Below are 17,378 nucleotides of genomic sequence, written 5' to 3' on the forward strand. Positions count from 1 at the left end.
TACCATTGTCAATCATGAATAGTACAAACGTATCATCACAGGTTCTCTCCCGCCTCACCGAAGAATGGGACGCGCTGACGCCAGAGACTCAGAAAGCGGCACGCTATGTGCTGGAAAACCCTCAGGATGTAGGTGTGTCGACCGTTCGGGAGATTGCAGAGGCGGCACGGGTCAAGCCAAACACATTTGTGCGCATGGCCCGTCAGGTAGGCTTTGACGGTTACGAAGATTTCCGTGCGCCCTTCCGCGAGGCGATCCGCAGCGGATCGGCGAGCTTTCCTGATCGCGCCCGATGGCTGCAGGAAATCCGCAAGTCCGATGATCTGGGCGGGCTGTTCGCGGATATGGCGGAAGCAGCCATTCGCAATCTCGAAGAAACTTTTGCCAACACAAGCGCCGACACCCTGAAAGCGACCGCTGAAGCCATCTGGTCCTCAAAGCAGGTCTTTACGCTCGGGGTTGGTGTCAACAACGCGAATGCACGCAACTTCACCTATCTCGCTTCAACCGGCATGACACAATTTCATGCTATCCCGCGCCCCGGATCGACTGCCATTGATGATCTGGCTTGGGCAGGCACGGGAGACGTTCTGATCGCCATGACCTGCCGCCCTTATCGAACCGAAGTCATCGAAGCGGTGGAGACTGCGCGTGCACAGGGAATGACCATAGTTGCATTGTCTGACAGCGCGGCCAGTCCGATCATTCGCGTGGCAGACCACAGTTTTGTCACGGCTGTGGACACGCCGCAGTTCTTTCCGTCATCAGTGTCGCTCGTTGCGTTGCTCGAAACACTGCTCAGCTTTGTGATCGCCGTTGCCTCAGACGAGATCGTCGCGCGCGTTGAGACATTTCACCGCCGGCGCCATCAGTTGGGAATTTATGCGAAAGGTGACGAATGAAGGATGACGCGCCGACCCGCGCGCTCGCAGCGCGTTATTACACGGACCCTGAGGTTTTTCGGAACGAGCAACAGGGGTTGTTTGCACGCACTTGGCAGTTTGCAGGCCATGCCAGTCAACTGTCAGCGCCAGGTGATTATTTTACTTTTGATCTGGCCGGAGAGAGCCTGTTTTGTATCATGGGACGCGACGACGTCATTCGCACCTTTTACAATGTGTGCCAGCATCGTGCGCACCAGCTCGTATCCGGTGCCGGATCGACACGCGTTGTCGTCTGCCCCTATCACGCTTGGAGTTATGAACTCACAGGCCAGTTGCGCGCGGCCCCAAACGCGAAATCAGTGCCAGGATTTGACAGCGCATCTATCTGCCTGACCGAAGTGCGCACGGAGGTGTTTCTCGGCTTTGTCTTTGTAAATCTTGACCCGAACGCAGATCCGATGGACGACTGGTTTCCCGATGCCCGTGCAGAGCTTGAAAGTTTTGTGCCGCACTGGGACCGCCTGAAACCATTGGAATGGGTCGAGATTGAAGAGCACTGCAACTGGAAAGTCTCGGTTGAGAATTACTCCGAATGCTATCACTGCACACTCAATCACCCCACCTTTGCCACTGGCGTGATCCGGCCCGAAACTTACGACATACAGCCGCAGGGTTATTGTCTGCGCCACACTACCGAGTGCAACAGCCTCGAGCAGATGAGCTATGATATCGACAGCGGCTTTGCCAACAACGACAAGTACTCGTCGTGGTTTTTGTGGCCGATGTTTTCGTTTCAGGTCTATCCGGGAAATCTGCTGAATACGTATCACTGGCGTGCGATCGACACGGAAAAGGTTGTCGTCTGGCGCGGTTGGTATTCTGTGGGTGGTGTCGATGACGAGGTTGTGCGGCGCATGGCAAGTCAGGATCGCGCCACCACAGTCGAAGAAGACATTCATCTGGTGGAAAGCGTGCAGCGCGGCATGCGTTCCCGCGGGTACGTACCCGGCCCATTGGTGGTCGACCCCAACTGCGGCGTCAACTCAGAGCACTCGGTCATGCATCTGCAGGCATGGATGCGCGCGGCAGTGGACGGAGGGTCCCTCCCTTAGCGCACGACGGCAACCCGGCGCATTTCGCCACGACGGGTCGCGCGGACCTCTGCGGCGACATCCGGGCAAGGCACTTGTTTTGGCGACGCAATGAACCCCGACTGCGCCAGTTGGTCGAACAAAGGTGCAAAATCCAGCTCCCCTACGGATCGAAAGTCGACCCTTTTCGCATCCTTATCCACCCAACTTGCCTGCAGTGCATCGATTTGCGTGACCTCTGCCTGAGCAAATAGCGCTATCTGTTGGGCCAAACCGTCGAGCAGGTTGGAATGGCGCCGCAATATCATGCCCACGCGCGCGCCGGGCTCCAGTGCGTATGCTGCCATGTGCAAAGCAGAGCCATCCAGCGCCACGAGTTGGCGCGCCGCTCTATAGCGGGCCAGTTGCTCGCGGATCGAATGCTGTTGCGGGTGAAATATCGCATACCCATTCGCCTTCATCACGTCTTCGATCAATTCTTCGCCGAACACGCCCCCGCGATTATCGGCCAAAGCGCTGCGTGACACGTAAAGCTTTTCCCCGCCGGTGGCCGGTACAGTGGCTGCGACCCGCTCGCGGCTGTGCGTGCGATACAAAGGAGACCCTAAAATGCGCGCGTGATGTCCGAACCCGGGATCAGGCACGACCAGTTCCTCAACACGCGTCGGGGCGCGAACCACGGTCAAATCGGCACCGTTGGTCAGAATATCCAGAAAACCGCCGTACCGCTTGCGTGACATACGCAGCCCGCCCTTGCGGAAAGGCGTGAAAATCACGCCATCTACTGGCGCGCTCAATGCGCTTAGCGCCCACAGTCGGGCGGTCGATTCCAACAAAAAATGCCCAAAGTGCGCACGCAACCATCCACCATAGAGATACCGCCCACGCAGGGTGCGTATTTCGTCGGCCGAAGACAGTGTCGGCTCTGCCGCGGCACGGCGCGGACCCATAACACCGCGGGAAAAGGCACAAAACTGCCCTTCCGCGTCGAGCACCCCGCAGGTGTTGTCACGGCTGTGCGGAAACACAACGGCTTCACGCAGCGTGACCATCTGATCGGAAAGACCGCCAAAATCCTGTTTGCCCATGGCACTTACCGCCTTTATTTCCCGTGATCTCTTATCCGCCCGGGTGCACCTGCAAGGCTAGGTCCAAGTTAAAACAAAGTAAATCGTTGACAGTTCAGCGGGGGCAACGGATTCTGTCAGCAATCATAACCGGGTTCACCGGATCACAGCAGTATCAGGCAATGGCCATGGTCGACTATCAACACGCAAATTCGCTGGTCGAGGCCGCACGCACAGACAGCTTTGTGCACAAAGGCGATACCTGTGACATCTCATACGCGCACCGGTCAGGAACCGCACTGGTTACCTTCGATAATCTTGCTTCGATTGACGAGCGGCCCGAAAGCGGACCTTGGGCGCCTTGGCTTGGCAAACGCGCCGAAGAATTGGGCTACAGCATCATTGGGGTGCACAGCCACCAAAAGGACTGGTACCGCACCCCGGAGCCGGCGGCGCAGCTCTTAACACTGCGCGAGGCCGGATTTTTTGAACAATTCAGCAACGTGCTTTTTCTGGGCGCATCCATGGGCGGCTTTGCTGCACTTTGCTATGCAGGGATAGTGCCAGACGCCCGTGTCGCGGCCTTCAGCCCACAATCGACACTGAACCGCCAGATCGCCCCGTTTGAGCGTAGGTATAAGTGGCCATATCGCAAATTCGACTGGGAGACTCCCACCTATCTGGACGCCGCTAGGGAAGTTGGAAAAATCACGCGCGGACACATTTTTTTCGATCCGTTTGTGCGCGAGGACAAACTGCATGCGCAACGGCTCTCCGACAGTGCGCTTCAATTGGTCCAGATCGGACACGCAGATCACACGCTGATCCGAACGATCGTTAAATGCGGCGCTTTAGAGCCCTTGTTGAAACAACTCGCGGAACACGGCGAATTGGGCCCTGATTTCTGGCGCCACATGCGCAACCGCCGTCGCGATCCGGTTTGGGCGCGACAGTTTTTGCGTGCAGCATCACGCCGCGGCAATGGCCCTTTGTTCGAAGGTGCTTGTGATTTGCTGAGAGACACGCAAGGGCACGTATTTGCCAACCGGATGAAAAAACAGAAAATGCGTTCTGTCAGGAATGAAATGCAACTGACGCGCCAAAGACAGGCCGACACACCGTTTTGGAGTGATGCGCTAAGTGAACACGAGCTTCGCGCCACTCTACCGGTTTTCATAAATTCATATAACCAGTTCAGCTATTTACGCGACACTGTTGACTGGTTCTGGCGGCATGGCTTCAAAAATGTAACCGTGCTGGACAATCAGTCCAGCAGCGCAGAGCTTGCCAGCTATTTCAACGGTGCAGATTTTAAAGCCAAAGCACGAGCCGTGCACTTGGGCGAAAATTTGGGTCCGCGTCGTGCCTTGGCACATGCCGCAGCAGCGCCTGATACGCATGGCGGATTTATCTTTACAGACCCGGATTTGCTGTTGCCCGAGCCTTGCGCGCCGGACTTGGTTAAAACAATGATCGAAATGGGGCTGCGGCACGACCATGTAAAAGTCGGGCTGGCCTTGAGCCTTGACCCTGCGACAATTGATCTTGACCGTGTGACCTACAACTCAAAAACAGTGGAACAGGTCGAAAGAAAATACTGGAAAAACAAGGTAGGGTCTGGCGTTTTTAAAGCGACAACCGACACAACGTTTTTTGCGTATGTACCGCGGGGGGGCACACCCGCGCCATTTAACGACTACGGATCCAAGCAAGCCAAAGTCCCTGCCATTCGCATAGGTCGCAAAGGCTTTGTTGCGATACACCGTCCATGGCTCTTTCATGATACAGTCCCGCAATCGGAGATGGACAGCTACGCACAGAGTGTCAGCCGGTACTCCGCTTAATACGTGCACAGCGAAAGGCTGATGACCGACAACTCACGAACGGAGCAAAAGCGGCACCGCCTCGTTGAGCGGTGCGTCCTCATCGACAGCATAGCCGCAGCCACCCAGCATCGTGACCAGTTCTTCGGTCCCGCAATGGCCTGCGAGCGCCCGAGGCCCGACGATGACACGTCGCGGTGGTTTTTCCGCACCGGACATTGCCGTGGTAATCATGGCAGCGGTAAGCCTTGGATCATTGAGATAGAGAACCGAACACGAAGTCTCTGCCAACAGATCGCTCAGGCCTGAGCTTTCCGCGTGATGGTCGTTGGCGTGAAACAATGGTGTATCCACGAGACGACGACGCGATGTCTGGGCAATATTATTCACCTGCCAAACAGCCGTTGCGACGGCCAGCAAAGGGCGCGTTTCCTCTTGTGCCGTAATCGTGAGGTCTGGGTAATGATGGGCCAGTTGCGCGGCCAGAAACCCGATGCCAGCGCCAATTTCTAGATAACGGTCCGAAGGTTCCATCATCCACGGCATGCGCCGGGCATGGTTGCGATAAAACTTTCCTTCTGTCACAGCCTGCAATGCTGCATCCGACAAAACACGCGGGTCTGCTGGCAACCGGATTGCATGATTTTCGAATGCTTTGACCGGATGTGTCTGGGAAAGGTCTATGTCGCCCAGCACATACGGTTTTGCTTCGGCTGTCGGAGCCGCTTGCTGTTCTGATGCGGGCGCAGCCGTGAGACGCCTTTCAAGGTCAGACATCTGGGCGGCAATCTTTTGCGGATCACGCGCCTTGGGCGGTTTGGCCTCAACCTTGGTGATCGGCACCTCGGAAGCACGCCGCAAATCCTCTATGAGCGTGCGATAGGTATCCGTCTTGCGGTATTGTGTCAGGCGCGCCTCAACGCGTTCAACAGCACGCTCATGCAGGTCGGCCAAAACTGGGTCAGCCAACAACTGGTCCATAATGTGCTGTCGCCCGTCACTGTGTCTGAGAGCCGCGTCGTCAAAGACCTCATTACGATCCTGCAAGGACCAATAATCTGAATTATACTTGTCCTTCTTGTTGTTCACATTGCCCCGGAATTTCCGGATGGCGTAACTTTCCATTGATTTGATGGCGTAGTGGTTCATTTGCGCCCAGTCATACCCGACGGTACGAACGATGGAGCGCCACCCACGAAACTTGAAGTAATCCTCCATCGGTCGCCCCGCCCCATTCAACCACTTGATCTGGTGTGGAAAATCTGTTTCGAGGTGCTTGTTTTTGATCTTGGGCCGGTGGATGCCGAGCTTCCAGTAGTCTGGATCAAACTTGAACAGTGTCTTGACACCCCACCCCTTGTTCCACATCGGCGGCGCTGCATGCAGGTATTGCTCAGTCACCGGTGCAGGTGACCACGTTTCCACACCCCCTGATCCAAAAATCCGCCACGTGATGACGATGCCGTTTGCATTCTGTTCCGTGACAGCGTCAAGCAGGCAGTCGAGCGTGCCATCACCCTGCTTGAGACACAAAAACTCGTCAGCATCAAATACCAACACCCAGTCGCTGTTGCGCACGATAGGTTCGTCTTGCGCGTATTTCAGTGCGGACGGTTGTGGCCGCAGGCCTTCTGGAATGTTGTTAAGGCGATGGTGCACCAACCCCAGCGCTTCAAGCCGCGAGAGCATTTCATCCGTGCCGTCAGTACAGTCGTTTGTATAAACGACAAGATCAGTGAAGCCCAAACTCAGATGATGCGCGACCCATTCGAGCACAAAGGGCCCTTCGTCTTTCATCATCGACACGGCCGTGACCCGCCCGTGGCGCCCGTGATGTGGTTTGAGCGGGAAATCAACCGTGCCGAAAAGCGCAGAGGCATCACCACTGACAGAAATGTTGGAAGGTGTGTTTGCTCGGGTCAAGGTGGGTCGCCTTGGCATCTTTGTTTTGTTTGCCGACAGTGTGTCAGCATAACGTGACCAAAAACAACTGCTAAACTGCGTGGACTGCCGCGCGCAAAACTACTGGACAATGCGCGGCTTCGCCGTGCAATGTCGGGCGCAACAAAAAGGCATGTCGAGCAGGCTGCCATCAAAACATCGGAGGCTGCCATGGCAGAACTTTCCCGCAGGCCGGTCGCCTCGCTTTGGATCGGCGAAAAGCTTCATTATATCAATCAGTTGTGCCTGAAATCTCATGTGCTGGCCGGACACCCCACAACACTATACTGCACCGATGAGGTTACGAATGCACCGGAAGGCGTTGATGTACGACCGGCAAGTGAGATCATGGACATCGACATGGACATCGTCGAGCAAACCAGTGCGTCGTTCCTGTCGAACGTCTTTCGCTACAAGATGATCCGCGCAACCGATGCCATCTGGATTGACTGTGATGCCTTCTGCCACAAACCATTTCCCGACGAGATGACACACATCTTTGCGGGTCACGGCTTTCGCGGAGCATTGAATTGCGGCGTGGTATTCGTCCCGCCACAGAGTGCGCTGATCGATGCGCTGATGGATTACTACGAGAACCTGCCGGACGCCCCGCCGTGGTTTAACAAAAACCAGCGTCGCAAACTTGATCGGATCGACGCAGACAAACCACAGGCCGTGAGGATATATCAGGCCGAACGCACAGCTTTCGGCCCGCAAGCTTTTACATATTTTGCAAAGCAAACAGGCGATTACGACCGTGCCCTACATCACTCGGTTCTCTACCCCGTCCCGTTCCAGCTAAATGACGTGTTCTTCGATCCGCACGGTCGCGTAGAAGGTCACTTCACCGATGAAACCCTGTCGGTGCATCTTTATACAAATGGCACAAAACCATGGTGGCGCAAAAATCCGCCGCTTGAGAATTCTTACGTGTGGCGCATGTGCCAGCAGATCGGGATCACACCCGAAGATGCGCTGAAGTGATCAGTCTATATCACGATGTATAGCCCGCCACGACCTGCAACAGCTTGAACGCGGTCGCTGCATCGTTCTCGACGACTGCGAGGAACTCCTCGGCTCCAAGACGCAAAGCTTCCACTTCTGTTTCAGCGCGCATCGTCAGCGCGCGCGGCACGTTGCGGATAAGACCCAGTTCGCCTACCAGCGTTCCCGCGCCCACCGATGCGATATGCTGTTCTTCGCCGTCACCATTTGGATTTACCAAGGCGGCCGAGCCTTCAAGGATCATATACGCACCATCGGTTGGATCATCATCCTTGTTAAAGATGACCTCGCCGGGTTCCGCGTGGAACCATTTCGCCCCGAAGGCAAGCAGTCGCAACTGCTTGCGGCTCAGACCGGCAAACAGATCAGTCGTTTCCAGCGCGCGTACCTTGCGCTGAAGGTCGGCAGTGGCAACAGTGTCATCCACAGCGCGCACCTGTTTGTCTGCCGACACCAGCCGGCCTTGTGCGATTTCGATAAACTGGTCAAACCGGTCGGGATCTTCAAAACTGTCAGAGATGTAAATCAGGGTTGTCTCAGGCAGCAGCGCGCGCAGGTTTTTGTGCACACTGACGCGCACGGGCAAGTCATAGCTTTCCAGTATGCGCTCAAGAACAAGAATGTCCGGCTTTTTGACAGCGGCGCGCGCGATTGCCAGCGGTTCTGCGAACACAGCCGAGAGGTTGCCACCGTTCAAGCCCAAAGGCAGATCAAAGATGAGCGAAATTACCGCTGTCCTGAGCCCTTCTTCCTCAAGGACAGACGATACGATCTTGCGCAATTCATCTACGCGCCCGCCGGCACTGTCCGACACCTTGCCGAAAAGCGCGTTCTCCAGAACCGACAGACCGGGCGCAATCATACCTGAATCAAGTGGCGCATAGATTTCGCTAAGCGCGCCTTGCAAACCGTCCTTAAAGACAGCGCGCTGAGCTACAATATTCTGGCGGATTTCTTCCCCAAATGTGGGGCCGATCTGTTCCGCCGTGATTTGCGAAGGAAAAGTCATCAGCAGCGCCCTGTCCGCAGGGTCAAGCTGGTCAAGCGCGCGATCCTTCAGCGAGCGGACCAAAGGCACGGCTTTTTCATAAAGCGACGGATCAAGTCCCAGCTTGCGAAACAGCGGGTGTTCGGTGCCGTCCGTTCCGAAAATCTGACTGAGCATTTCAACAACGTTGCGCGACACTTCCAGCAGGCCCGCTTCGAGATCAAGCTCGCGCAGCAAGTCAAAAAGCGCGTCTTGCTTGGCCAATTCGCGTTGCGACATGGGGCGCTTCACAGTGGCAAAAAAGACGTTGCTGGCCACCGGCAGCGCCGGGTTATACTCACTTGGTTCAAACCGGTACACGAAACGCTGCAAACCCGCTTCGCGGACTGCAGCCCACACCTTGGGTCGAATATCGACAATGCGCTCCTGAAGCTCCTGTGGCAGCGAATTGTCTATGGTTTGGTCAAGCGATCGACGGAATAGCGGGCCGCTTGAGCCGATGCCTTCCAGCAAGGCCAGACACCAACGGCGCAGTTCTTCGTCGTTCTCAACACCTGCCAACCTAGGGTTCAGCCAAGAAGCGTGCATCAGATCACTACTGTTGCCCGCGGCAACAGCTTCGCGCGCCTCCGCGATGTCTTCTTCGCTTTCGGCTGGCGCAGGATTATTGCTGACGCCCATCATGATGTTTTCGCCGAAAGACCCTCGGAACAATAGCGGTCGCGAGCTGGCATGGCCAATGCGCGCAGCTATCGTGGACTGGTGCAGGCTGGCAAGGTTTTGGTCACCTATCTTTACGCTGCCAGTAACCGGGACCATTTCGCGGGTCAGAACATCGGCCAGCGCAAGCCGGTCCACTTCACTCGGCGCTGAGATGCCCACCAGCGTTCCAGGTTGGATTTCAAAACTAATGTCTTCGAGCACAGCGTTTCCGTCTGCATCTGATACAGAGACTCCGTCGAGCGAGATAGGCTCTTTGAGCCGTGGGATCTCGTCAGGTGTTTCGGTCATCAACGCTTCGTCGATCACTCCACCGGGTGAGAATTTTTCCACGACGGTTTCCCAGCGCAGCGACATGTCCTGAGCCTGATTGTAATAGGTCAAGAGCTCTTTCCACGGCGAACTGAGATCCTTGTATGCGGCCAGTGCCGCGACAAGCGCCCCCAAGGAAACAGCGCCCTGGATTACCAGATACCCGCCGACCGCGAAGAAAAAGAAAGGCGTCAGTTGGGTAATGAAGTTGTTGATGAACTTCATAAAGAACTTTTTTTGGTAGATCCGGAAACGGATATGAAAGACGATGCCCAGCCGTTCGGTGACCATTGCCAGCCGGTAGCGCCAGCCGCCATGCGCACGCAGTTCCCCTGCCCCTGCCGCACTTTCGCCAATCACAGCAGCAAGCTGCCGAACCTCTTTGATCCTTTCCTTGTTCATCAGATTGATCTGACGTTGCAGTTTTGGGATCAGCCATGCCTGCAACGGGATCAAGGCAATCGCCGCGAGCCCGAACCAGAAACTTTGCAAGAACAGGAAAAGCAGGATTGTCAGCATCTGACCGGCCTGCAGCACAGGCTGCGTGAGTGCGTCGCCCATTAGGCCACCCATTGGCTCAGTCTCGCCAGTAATCATCGCCACCAGCTCGCCTTGCGAGGTGCGTTGGAAGTATGACTTGGGGAACCGAAGCATGCGCGCGATCAGGGAAAAACGCAGCCTTCGCAACATCCGTTCCGATAATACACCTTTCATGGTGTTAATGCGCATTTTGAGCAGTCCGTGCACGAGGACGGACAGCAGAAATGCACCACACAGAAGCCACAGGTACGTCACCTGATTGAAGTCCATGCCAAGAAATGTGATTTGCGCCGATTGGGCACCGATTGCATCGTTGATAATACGCTTGGGCAGTTCAAGCGTCAGAAACAAAAATGGGAAAAGCGCAGAGGTCACCGCAAGCAGAATGAACTGGTCCCGCTTTGAATATTTCCAAATAAACTGAAACAAAGTTTTTTCTATAGGTCGCACCCCCATGCGAAGCCGCCCAAACAGGCAACCAGCCCTTTTCTATGTCTCTACAGGTCGTGCGGCAAATAAAATCGTATTAAATGAATGCCGTATCACCAATACTGATGGGTTTTTCTACCCGAGATCATCGTCTTTTGCGGAAAAATACCCGCCTTTTGCGCCCCCGAGAGCTGGCTTTGAATTCGAGGGTGTTTCGCGCGTCAGGTCAAAGCCCGGCACTTTTCCCTTTGTTTTGTGGATAAATGGAGGGCACAAGACCGACACGGTGACGCCATAGATGCGCCACTCTTGCGTGAATACTGCCTTCCGACAGAGTAGGTAGCGCGATGAAACATGAAACTTTTGAGACAGACACCCGTCACAGCCGGCTTTTTGAGCTGATCCGGCAGAAAAACCAGTCGGACACGACCGTGGCGCGGGTCAAAAATTTGAATTTGCGCCGCATTAGCGCAAACGAAATGCTACAAATGCAAAAAGCAGCAGCGCGTTCTTTGCAGGCGCGCGGGTGATGCGCACCTGCCCGTAATTTCTGGCACCATTGCCTTAAAAGAATGCCTCTGCATTCAGCCCGATGGTCATCGCGCCAATAACTTCTCCGGTCGTCGGGTCTGACAACGCAACAGAAATCTGGCCCTGATAAGACTGCGAGCTTTCGTCGAATTCCACCGCATCGACGAATACGGTACCCGACCCTTTACCATAGCTTTCCGAATATTTAGCTTCGTCGCCCTGCCAGTAGTCAGAAGTGACATCGCTCGCCGCTACATTCAGCCCCAACGCGTCCATGACAAAGATTTCTGTGATGCGCCCACCGGAAGCTGCAACCTTATCAGCCAGAAATTTGGACAGGTCGCGCCCCATAACCTCGCTGATGAGCGGCTGATCAGCCTGGCCAACCTGCGATCGCCAAGCAGTGTCCCATTCCAGTATCTGCGCCTCTGACGTGCCCGCAGTTTGAGCGTTTTGCGCGTTGACGGCATCAATGACCTGTGCCGACGTTGCCCATGACATGACATCCGTTTCAACAAAAGCACGCATTGCCGGCGGAGCATCGGCTGCATGTGCAAGGGTGGTCGCTGCGATCAGCGGCGCAGAAAGCAAAATAGTACGAAACATTTTAGGGATCCTTTTTGTGAGCAACGCCCACCGGTGCGGCAGGCTTGGATGCCGGCACGGTATTCGCGCTGCCTTAAAGTTCCGTAAAAAGCTTAGTCTTCGCGGCGAAATCCCATGGCCACCACAAATTTTTCTGAGCTGTCTGCCCTAGAGGCCGGTGGCTTGATATTCGCTACCTTCGAGAAGCGCTGCTTGAGCAGCTTTTGCAATTCTCCCTCGGCGCCACCCGCCAATACCTTGGCAACAAAGGTGCCCCCCTCGTCCAGCACGTCAAAGGCGAAATAGGCTGCCGCTTCACAAAGGGCAATGATCCGCAAATGGTCTGTCTGCTTGTGCCCGGAACTGGACGCCGCCATATCAGACATCACGACATCAGCACGACCGCCCAGCCACTCCTTGACCTGTTCGTCCGCGTCATCCGCCATGAAATCAAGCTGGTACAATTCACAACCGGCAATCGGCTCCATCTCCTGCAAATCGATACCAAGGATGGTTCCAACCGCCTTGCCTTGTTTTTCCCCCAGCGCGTTAACCCGTTTGACTGCAACCTGACACCAACCGCCCGGCGCAGCACCAAGATCTACGACGCGCGCACCGGGCACCAGAAAGCGGTACTTGTCGTCCAATTCCATAATTTTGAAGGCCGCGCGACCGCGATAGCCTTCGGCCTTCGCCCGCTTTACATAAGGATCGTTCAACTGTCGCTGAAGCCAGCGGGTAGAACTCAGTTTGCGCCCGCGCGCGGACTTGACCTTGACCTTCAAGTCTCGCTGTCCGCGACCCGAAGTGTTTTTGCCAGTTGGTTTGCGTACCATTACGTCGCCTCGTCGGAGAGAACGCCATGCGCGTTCATCTGAGCATAAAGCAAGCCTTCGCGCAGACCGCGATCCGCGACGGAAAGCCGATCCGTTGGCCAGCAGCGCATCAGGGCCTGCAGGATCGCCGCCCCTGACATGATCAGCGCATGACGGTCCTGCCCGATGCGCGGGTCCGCCCGCCTGCCCTCTGGCCCCAACGCCAGATAGGAACGGATCACCCGGTCAATTTCTTCGGTGGTCATGTGCAGCCCGTCTACCTTGCCACGGTCATAGCGTTTGAGGCCAAGGTGGCTTGCCGCGACAGTGGTGACTGTGCCGGATGTACCAACGATCTGAAACTTCTCGTGCGGCTGTGTATCGTGATACGGCGCGAAATCTGCGAGGTTCTCCTCGAAAAACCAGCTCATCAGTGCGAAACGTGCCGCGTCGTCGTCGACATCGACAAACTGATCTCGAAGAGTTGCCACGCCGAGCGGTACCGAAATCCAGTCCACGACCCGAGCAGACGGTACATCCGAAATACGACTGGCGAACCCATTGTGCAGCGCCATGATTGCACGCGACTTGTCGCGCGGGGCCACGTCACTGAGATCGATCCACACCAGTTCGGTCGAGCCGCCGCCAATATCGACCACCAGTAGGTTTTCGGTCGTGTGGCTGACCAGCGGCGCGCAGGAAATGACGGCCAGTTGCGCTTCTTCTTGTGGTTTGATGATGTCGAGACGCAGACCAGTCTCGCGCTGGACCCGCCGAATAAAGTCATCAGCATTCAACGCGCGACGGCACGCTTCGGTGGCGACAAGCCGCATGTGCCGCACCTTGTTACGCTTGAGTTTTTGCTGACAGATGCGCAAAGCCTGCACGGTACGTGTCATCGAACTGCGCGACAACCGACCGGTTTTTTCCAAACCTGCGCCAAGTTGGACAGATTTCGAGAAGCTGTCCACCACAACAAAACCGTTGCCCTCGGGACGGGCAACGAGCATGCGGCAACTATTTGTTCCCAAATCCAGCGCAGCATAAAGGTCGCCGGATTCAGGCGGAACTGGCGCGGGGCTCAGAGCCTGTGTCGTGTCGAGCGCGCCCGCACCTTTGGGACGCTGTGGCGCCATCTTTTGCGCCTTTCATATCGAGTTGGGTTTACGCTAACGGCTGCGTCCGGTTTGCGCAAGAAGCTCAACGTCCAGACCATACGATTACGACCGTTCGAAAGCGAAAAGCCTTCAGTATCTTTATCAGTATTTCGACACTGCAACCCTCTCGTTTCCCGACAGTGCATGCGCTAGTTTCGACGACGTCGCTCCGGGCTGTTATTCTGTCGAAATTCGGCAGCGTTTTTCCAGCCCGGGTCGATAGACAGGAAAAAATTGATCAACAGGATTCGACCCATGCCTGACGTCACTATTGTTTACTGGCGCGATATCCCCGCGCAGGTCATCGTCGGCAAGGGCCGGCGCGGCGCGAAACGCCAGTTGCCAGAGCGGTTCGAGCAAGCCATCGACCGCGCAGCAATGAAAGTTGGCGCATCGGACACCGATGCTTATCTTGCAGAGTGGCGCAAGGCCGCGCCGGTCGAAAAAGACGGTGCCCCAGACGAGGTTGCGGACGCCGAATTGGCCCGCATCGATACTGAATACGATCAGACACGCCTCAAAGCGCTGATCGACAACGAGGGCTGGGCCTGACCCTGCCGTTTCTGAAAGATACTCTCCTGTCGCGAAAGGATCGCCTCATGGCTCTGCTCAACTTCAAACGCAAAGAGAAGCCAGCCGACACGACCGATAATCCGCAGCTTCATGCGTTTTTGCAGGACTATTCGATCGAAGTCATGCCGCGCACTGCGGAGAAAGTAGAAAATTTTCGCGACCTTCTGCCCGAACAGACACGGGTGTATATCGCCCATATCGAAGGCACCCCGATCGAAGACATGGTCGCGACGGCAAAGCGCTTGAATGATGACGGCTTTAAGGTCATGCCGCACTTTCCGGCGCGGATCATCAAAGACCGCGCGACGCTGGCTGACTGGATCGCACGGTATCAGGGAGAAGCGGACGTCAGGCAGGCTTTGTTGCTGGCGGGCGGTGTACCTAACCCCCACGGCGACTTCGACAGCTCAATGCAGCTCATGGAAACCGGGCTTTTTGATGAAGCAGGCTTTGAGCGTTTGCACGTTGCAGGCCACCCCGAAGGCAACCGTGACATCGATACAGATGGCGGCACGAAGAACGTGGATGCCGCCTTGCGCTGGAAAAACGATTTCCAGTCGCGCACTGATGCGGAAATGGCGATTGCCACACAATTCGCTTTTGACGCTGATCCGATTATCGCATGGGCGAATGGGCTTGCTGCCGAAGGTATCACGCTACCTGTACACATCGGCATCGCCGGCCCGGCAAAATTGCAAACGCTGATCAAGTTCGCCATTGCTTGTGGCGTCGGCCCTTCTTTGAAGGTACTGCAAAAACGCGCTATGGATGTCACAAAACTCCTGCTGCCTTATGAGCCGACGGATGTTCTTACGGCGCTCGCCGCGCACAAGGCCGCTAACCCCGACTTCAACGTTTCGCACGTTCACTTTTTCCCACTTGGCGGCATCAAGACGAATGCCAACTGGGCCATAGAAAATGGTGGTGCGGCAACCGCGCCCGCAAACACCTGACCCAAGGAAACGCAAATGACCAAAACTGTCATCGAGTCCAAGTCGAAGACCGCAATCATCGGGTTTGATGAACCCTTTTGTGTGATCGGCGAACGCATCAACCCTACTGGGCGCAAGAAACTGGCCTTGGAATTGGAAGCGGGCGACTTTTCAACCGTCGAAGCCGATGCATTGGCTCAGGTTGCTGCAGGGGCGACCGTGCTTGACATCAATTCCGGCGCAGTTTTCACCAATAAAATGGCCGAAGATACCCGCTACGCAGACAACAACTTTGTCGAGCCACCATTGATGAAAGAACTGGTCGAACGGGTGCAGGCGATCGTGGATGTCCCCTTGTGTATCGACAGCTCGGTTCCCGGCGCCTTGGAATCCGGTCTCGAAGCTGCGGAAGGCCGCCCGCTGCTGAACTCGGTCACCGGAGAAGAAGAGCGGCTCGAGATCGTTCTCCCGCTGGTCAAAAAGTACAATGTGCCCGTCGTCGCGATTTCCAACGATGATACCGGCATTTCCGAAGATCCCGACGTTCGTTTCGCTGTCGCAAAAAAGATCGTCGAGCGGGCTGCTGATTTTGGCATCCCCGCGCATGACATTGTTGTCGACCCGCTGGTGATGCCAATCGGTGCCATGGCAACAGCGGGCAAGCAGGTTTTCACCCTCGTGCGCCGCTTGCGCGAAGAGTTGGGTGTGAACACGACGTGCGGTGCGTCCAACATTTCGTTTGGACTGCCGAACCGACATGGGATCAATAACGCCTTTCTGCCTATGGCGATGGGTGCCGGCATGACATCTGCGATCATGAATCCGGTTGCCCTGCCTGTGTCGGCAGCGAAAATCGAGGCGCGTAAGGCCGAATTGGCCGCTGCTGGTATCATCGTACCGGACGATATCGATCCGGAAATGTTCTGCATGCTCACAGGCTTGGGATCGACGAAAGCGCGTCCGGGCAAAGAGATGGAAGCGATCCGAGCGGCGAATTTCCTGACCGATAACGACCCACATGGCGGCGATTGGATCCACTTCAACAAGGAACCGGCAAAGCCCGGTCAGGAATCACGCGGTCGCGCAGGTCGGGTCGGAGGACGCCGCCGCCGCGCGTAGCCCGACGCAAAGTCTGTTTAAATTGCCCCGTAGCCGACAACGCTACGGGGTTTTTCTTTGCGCGAGATGTATCTCCAGTTCTGTGATCGGACATCCGTTTTGAAAATCACAAGGCAGGTAACGCGGTTTTAACGGACTCGCCCCTAAGACAGTGAGACCAGCGACTGCCGAAAGGGAGATACGAATGCATCATCCACGAAACAAACTTGCGGTGACCCGGCCATGACGAACACTGTGACGCTCGGTGCAAAACTCGATCTTTCCGCGGCCTCAGACTTGTTGTCCGCGCTAAAGGCGCAAGATGCCGACGAGGTTGTGCTTGATTTTCATGACGTTACCCATTTGGGCGCCTTGTGCTTGCAGGTAATTTTATCAGCCGCAAAAACGACCGCCGCACAAAAGCGCACCATGTCTTTCGTCAATATCTCCGACCGGGTCGTCGATCAGATGCGGGTTATGGGCATCACACCAGAAGCCATTGCAAGGGGGGTACAATGAGCCTTGAAATTCTCGCAGTGGACGACAGCCGTACAATGAGAGACATGATCCGGTTGGCGCTTCTTCCGGCTGGGTTCAATGTTCACACGGCAGACGACGGCGTGCATGGCATCGAAGTTCTGGAGGGAATTAAGCCGGATGCCATTATCACCGATATCAATATGCCGCGCATGGACGGGTTTGGTTTCATTGACGCGGTCAGAGGCCAGGAAAAGCATCGGGCAACACCGATTTTGGTTCTTACGACCGAAGCCGCCCCTGAATTGAAAGCTAGAGCGCGCAGCGCCGGGGCCACCGGCTGGATTGTGAAGCCGTTTGACCCCGGCAAACTGATCAAGGCCCTGCAAATGGTTGCCGGATAGGAGGCG

General features: G+C 55.9%; 15 protein-coding genes. 9 read left to right on the forward strand and 6 right to left on the reverse strand.

What is annotated here, in order from left to right:
* Nucleotides 1-14: 14 nt before the first annotated feature.
* Entirely contained in the window at nucleotides 15-902 is an 888-nt protein-coding gene (locus tag AC2D8V_RS06745; protein WP_484732771.1) for a MurR/RpiR family transcriptional regulator, read from the forward strand.
* A complete protein-coding gene (locus AC2D8V_RS06750) occupies nucleotides 899-1,996 on the forward strand; it encodes an aromatic ring-hydroxylating oxygenase subunit alpha (protein ID WP_484732772.1) in 1,098 nt (365 codons plus the stop codon). Before AC2D8V_RS06745 ends, AC2D8V_RS06750 begins: the two co-directional genes overlap by 4 nt.
* Here the strand turns inward: AC2D8V_RS06750 and AC2D8V_RS06755 are convergent.
* A complete protein-coding gene (locus AC2D8V_RS06755; protein ID WP_484732773.1) occupies nucleotides 1,993-3,063 on the reverse strand; it encodes a glycosyltransferase family 61 protein in 1,071 nt (356 codons plus the stop codon). The genes AC2D8V_RS06750 and AC2D8V_RS06755 overlap by 4 nt on opposite strands.
* Nucleotides 3,064-3,149: 86 nt before the next feature.
* On the opposite strand from AC2D8V_RS06755, the gene AC2D8V_RS06760 reads away from it, so the two are divergent.
* Nucleotides 3,150-4,886 (forward strand): hypothetical protein, encoded by a 1,737-nt coding sequence (locus tag AC2D8V_RS06760; protein WP_484732774.1) that lies wholly within the window; start codon nucleotides 3,150-3,152, stop codon nucleotides 4,884-4,886.
* A 33-nt stretch (nucleotides 4,887-4,919) separates the two neighbouring features.
* On the opposite strand, the gene AC2D8V_RS06765 is transcribed toward AC2D8V_RS06760, so the two are convergent.
* Entirely contained in the window at nucleotides 4,920-6,788 is a 1,869-nt protein-coding gene (locus AC2D8V_RS06765; RefSeq protein WP_484732775.1) for a glycosyltransferase family 2 protein, read from the reverse strand.
* Nucleotides 6,789-6,977: 189 nt separating this feature from the next.
* Between AC2D8V_RS06765 and AC2D8V_RS06770 the strand changes: the two genes are divergently transcribed.
* Nucleotides 6,978-7,790 carry a hypothetical protein gene (locus AC2D8V_RS06770; RefSeq protein ID WP_484732776.1) on the forward strand — a complete coding sequence of 271 codons (813 nt, stop codon included), beginning with the start codon at nucleotides 6,978-6,980 and terminating at the stop codon, nucleotides 7,788-7,790.
* A gap of 10 nt (nucleotides 7,791-7,800) precedes the next feature.
* On the opposite strand, the gene AC2D8V_RS06775 is transcribed toward AC2D8V_RS06770, so the two are convergent.
* The 4 genes from AC2D8V_RS06775 to AC2D8V_RS06790 form a co-directional block, all read right to left on the reverse strand.
* A complete protein-coding gene (locus AC2D8V_RS06775; protein ID WP_484732777.1) occupies nucleotides 7,801-10,800 on the reverse strand; it encodes an ABC transporter transmembrane domain-containing protein in 3,000 nt (999 codons plus the stop codon).
* A 564-nt stretch (nucleotides 10,801-11,364) separates the two neighbouring features.
* Nucleotides 11,365-11,937: a hypothetical protein gene (locus AC2D8V_RS06780; protein ID WP_484732778.1), complete on the reverse strand. Its 573-nt coding sequence runs from the start codon at nucleotides 11,935-11,937 to the stop codon at nucleotides 11,365-11,367.
* Between the two features lie 92 nt (nucleotides 11,938-12,029).
* Complete coding sequence (locus AC2D8V_RS06785) at nucleotides 12,030-12,752, reverse strand: RlmE family RNA methyltransferase (protein ID WP_484732779.1); 723 nt, start codon at nucleotides 12,750-12,752, stop codon at nucleotides 12,030-12,032.
* Nucleotides 12,752-13,867: a Ppx/GppA phosphatase family protein gene (locus tag AC2D8V_RS06790; RefSeq protein ID WP_484732780.1), complete on the reverse strand. Its 1,116-nt coding sequence runs from the start codon at nucleotides 13,865-13,867 to the stop codon at nucleotides 12,752-12,754. Before AC2D8V_RS06790 ends, AC2D8V_RS06785 begins: the two co-directional genes overlap by 1 nt.
* 276 nt (nucleotides 13,868-14,143) lie before the next feature.
* On the opposite strand from AC2D8V_RS06790, the gene AC2D8V_RS06795 reads away from it, so the two are divergent.
* The 5 genes from AC2D8V_RS06795 to AC2D8V_RS06815 all read left to right on the forward strand — a co-directional run bounded on the left by AC2D8V_RS06795 (nucleotide 14,144) and on the right by AC2D8V_RS06815 (nucleotide 17,372).
* The gene (locus AC2D8V_RS06795; protein ID WP_484732781.1) at nucleotides 14,144-14,440 is read left to right on the forward strand and encodes a virulence factor; all 297 of its coding nucleotides are present in this window, start codon (nucleotides 14,144-14,146) and stop codon (nucleotides 14,438-14,440) included.
* Nucleotides 14,441-14,487: 47 nt separating this feature from the next.
* Nucleotides 14,488-15,414 carry a methylenetetrahydrofolate reductase gene (locus tag AC2D8V_RS06800; RefSeq protein WP_484732782.1) on the forward strand — a complete coding sequence of 309 codons (927 nt, stop codon included), beginning with the start codon at nucleotides 14,488-14,490 and terminating at the stop codon, nucleotides 15,412-15,414.
* Nucleotides 15,415-15,429: 15 nt separating this feature from the next.
* Entirely contained in the window at nucleotides 15,430-16,512 is a 1,083-nt protein-coding gene (locus AC2D8V_RS06805) for a methyltetrahydrofolate cobalamin methyltransferase (RefSeq protein ID WP_484732783.1), read from the forward strand.
* A 222-nt stretch (nucleotides 16,513-16,734) separates the two neighbouring features.
* On the forward strand, nucleotides 16,735-17,010 hold the full coding sequence (locus AC2D8V_RS06810; protein WP_484732784.1) for an STAS domain-containing protein: 276 nt from the start codon (nucleotides 16,735-16,737) through the stop codon (nucleotides 17,008-17,010).
* Nucleotides 17,007-17,372: a response regulator gene (locus tag AC2D8V_RS06815; RefSeq protein ID WP_484732785.1), complete on the forward strand. Its 366-nt coding sequence runs from the start codon at nucleotides 17,007-17,009 to the stop codon at nucleotides 17,370-17,372. The genes AC2D8V_RS06810 and AC2D8V_RS06815 overlap by 4 nt, the downstream gene beginning before the upstream one ends.
* The last annotated feature ends 6 nt before the right edge of the window (nucleotides 17,373-17,378 follow it).

Source organism: Roseobacter sp. YIN89, from assembly GCF_057219365.1.

Excerpts from the sequence above, each read along its gene's own strand:
- AC2D8V_RS06770 (WP_484732776.1), top strand. The coding sequence starts at position 6,978 with ATGGCAGAACTTTCCCGCAGGCCGGTCGCCTCGCTTTGGATCGGCGAA.
- AC2D8V_RS06780 (WP_484732778.1), bottom strand. The coding sequence starts at position 11,937 with ATGTTTCGTACTATTTTGCTTTCTGCGCCGCTGATCGCAGCGACCACC.
- AC2D8V_RS06815 (WP_484732785.1), top strand. The coding sequence starts at position 17,007 with ATGAGCCTTGAAATTCTCGCAGTGGACGACAGCCGTACAATGAGAGAC.
- AC2D8V_RS06795 (WP_484732781.1), top strand. The coding sequence starts at position 14,144 with ATGCCTGACGTCACTATTGTTTACTGGCGCGATATCCCCGCGCAGGTC.
- AC2D8V_RS06750 (WP_484732772.1), top strand. The coding sequence starts at position 899 with ATGAAGGATGACGCGCCGACCCGCGCGCTCGCAGCGCGTTATTACACG.
- AC2D8V_RS06785 (WP_484732779.1), bottom strand. The coding sequence starts at position 12,752 with ATGGTACGCAAACCAACTGGCAAAAACACTTCGGGTCGCGGACAGCGA.
- AC2D8V_RS06805 (WP_484732783.1), top strand. The coding sequence starts at position 15,430 with ATGACCAAAACTGTCATCGAGTCCAAGTCGAAGACCGCAATCATCGGG.
- AC2D8V_RS06810 (WP_484732784.1), top strand. The coding sequence starts at position 16,735 with ATGACGAACACTGTGACGCTCGGTGCAAAACTCGATCTTTCCGCGGCC.
- AC2D8V_RS06745 (WP_484732771.1), top strand. The coding sequence starts at position 15 with ATGAATAGTACAAACGTATCATCACAGGTTCTCTCCCGCCTCACCGAA.
- AC2D8V_RS06755 (WP_484732773.1), bottom strand. The coding sequence starts at position 3,063 with ATGGGCAAACAGGATTTTGGCGGTCTTTCCGATCAGATGGTCACGCTG.
- AC2D8V_RS06800 (WP_484732782.1), top strand. The coding sequence starts at position 14,488 with ATGGCTCTGCTCAACTTCAAACGCAAAGAGAAGCCAGCCGACACGACC.
- AC2D8V_RS06790 (WP_484732780.1), bottom strand. The coding sequence starts at position 13,867 with ATGGCGCCACAGCGTCCCAAAGGTGCGGGCGCGCTCGACACGACACAG.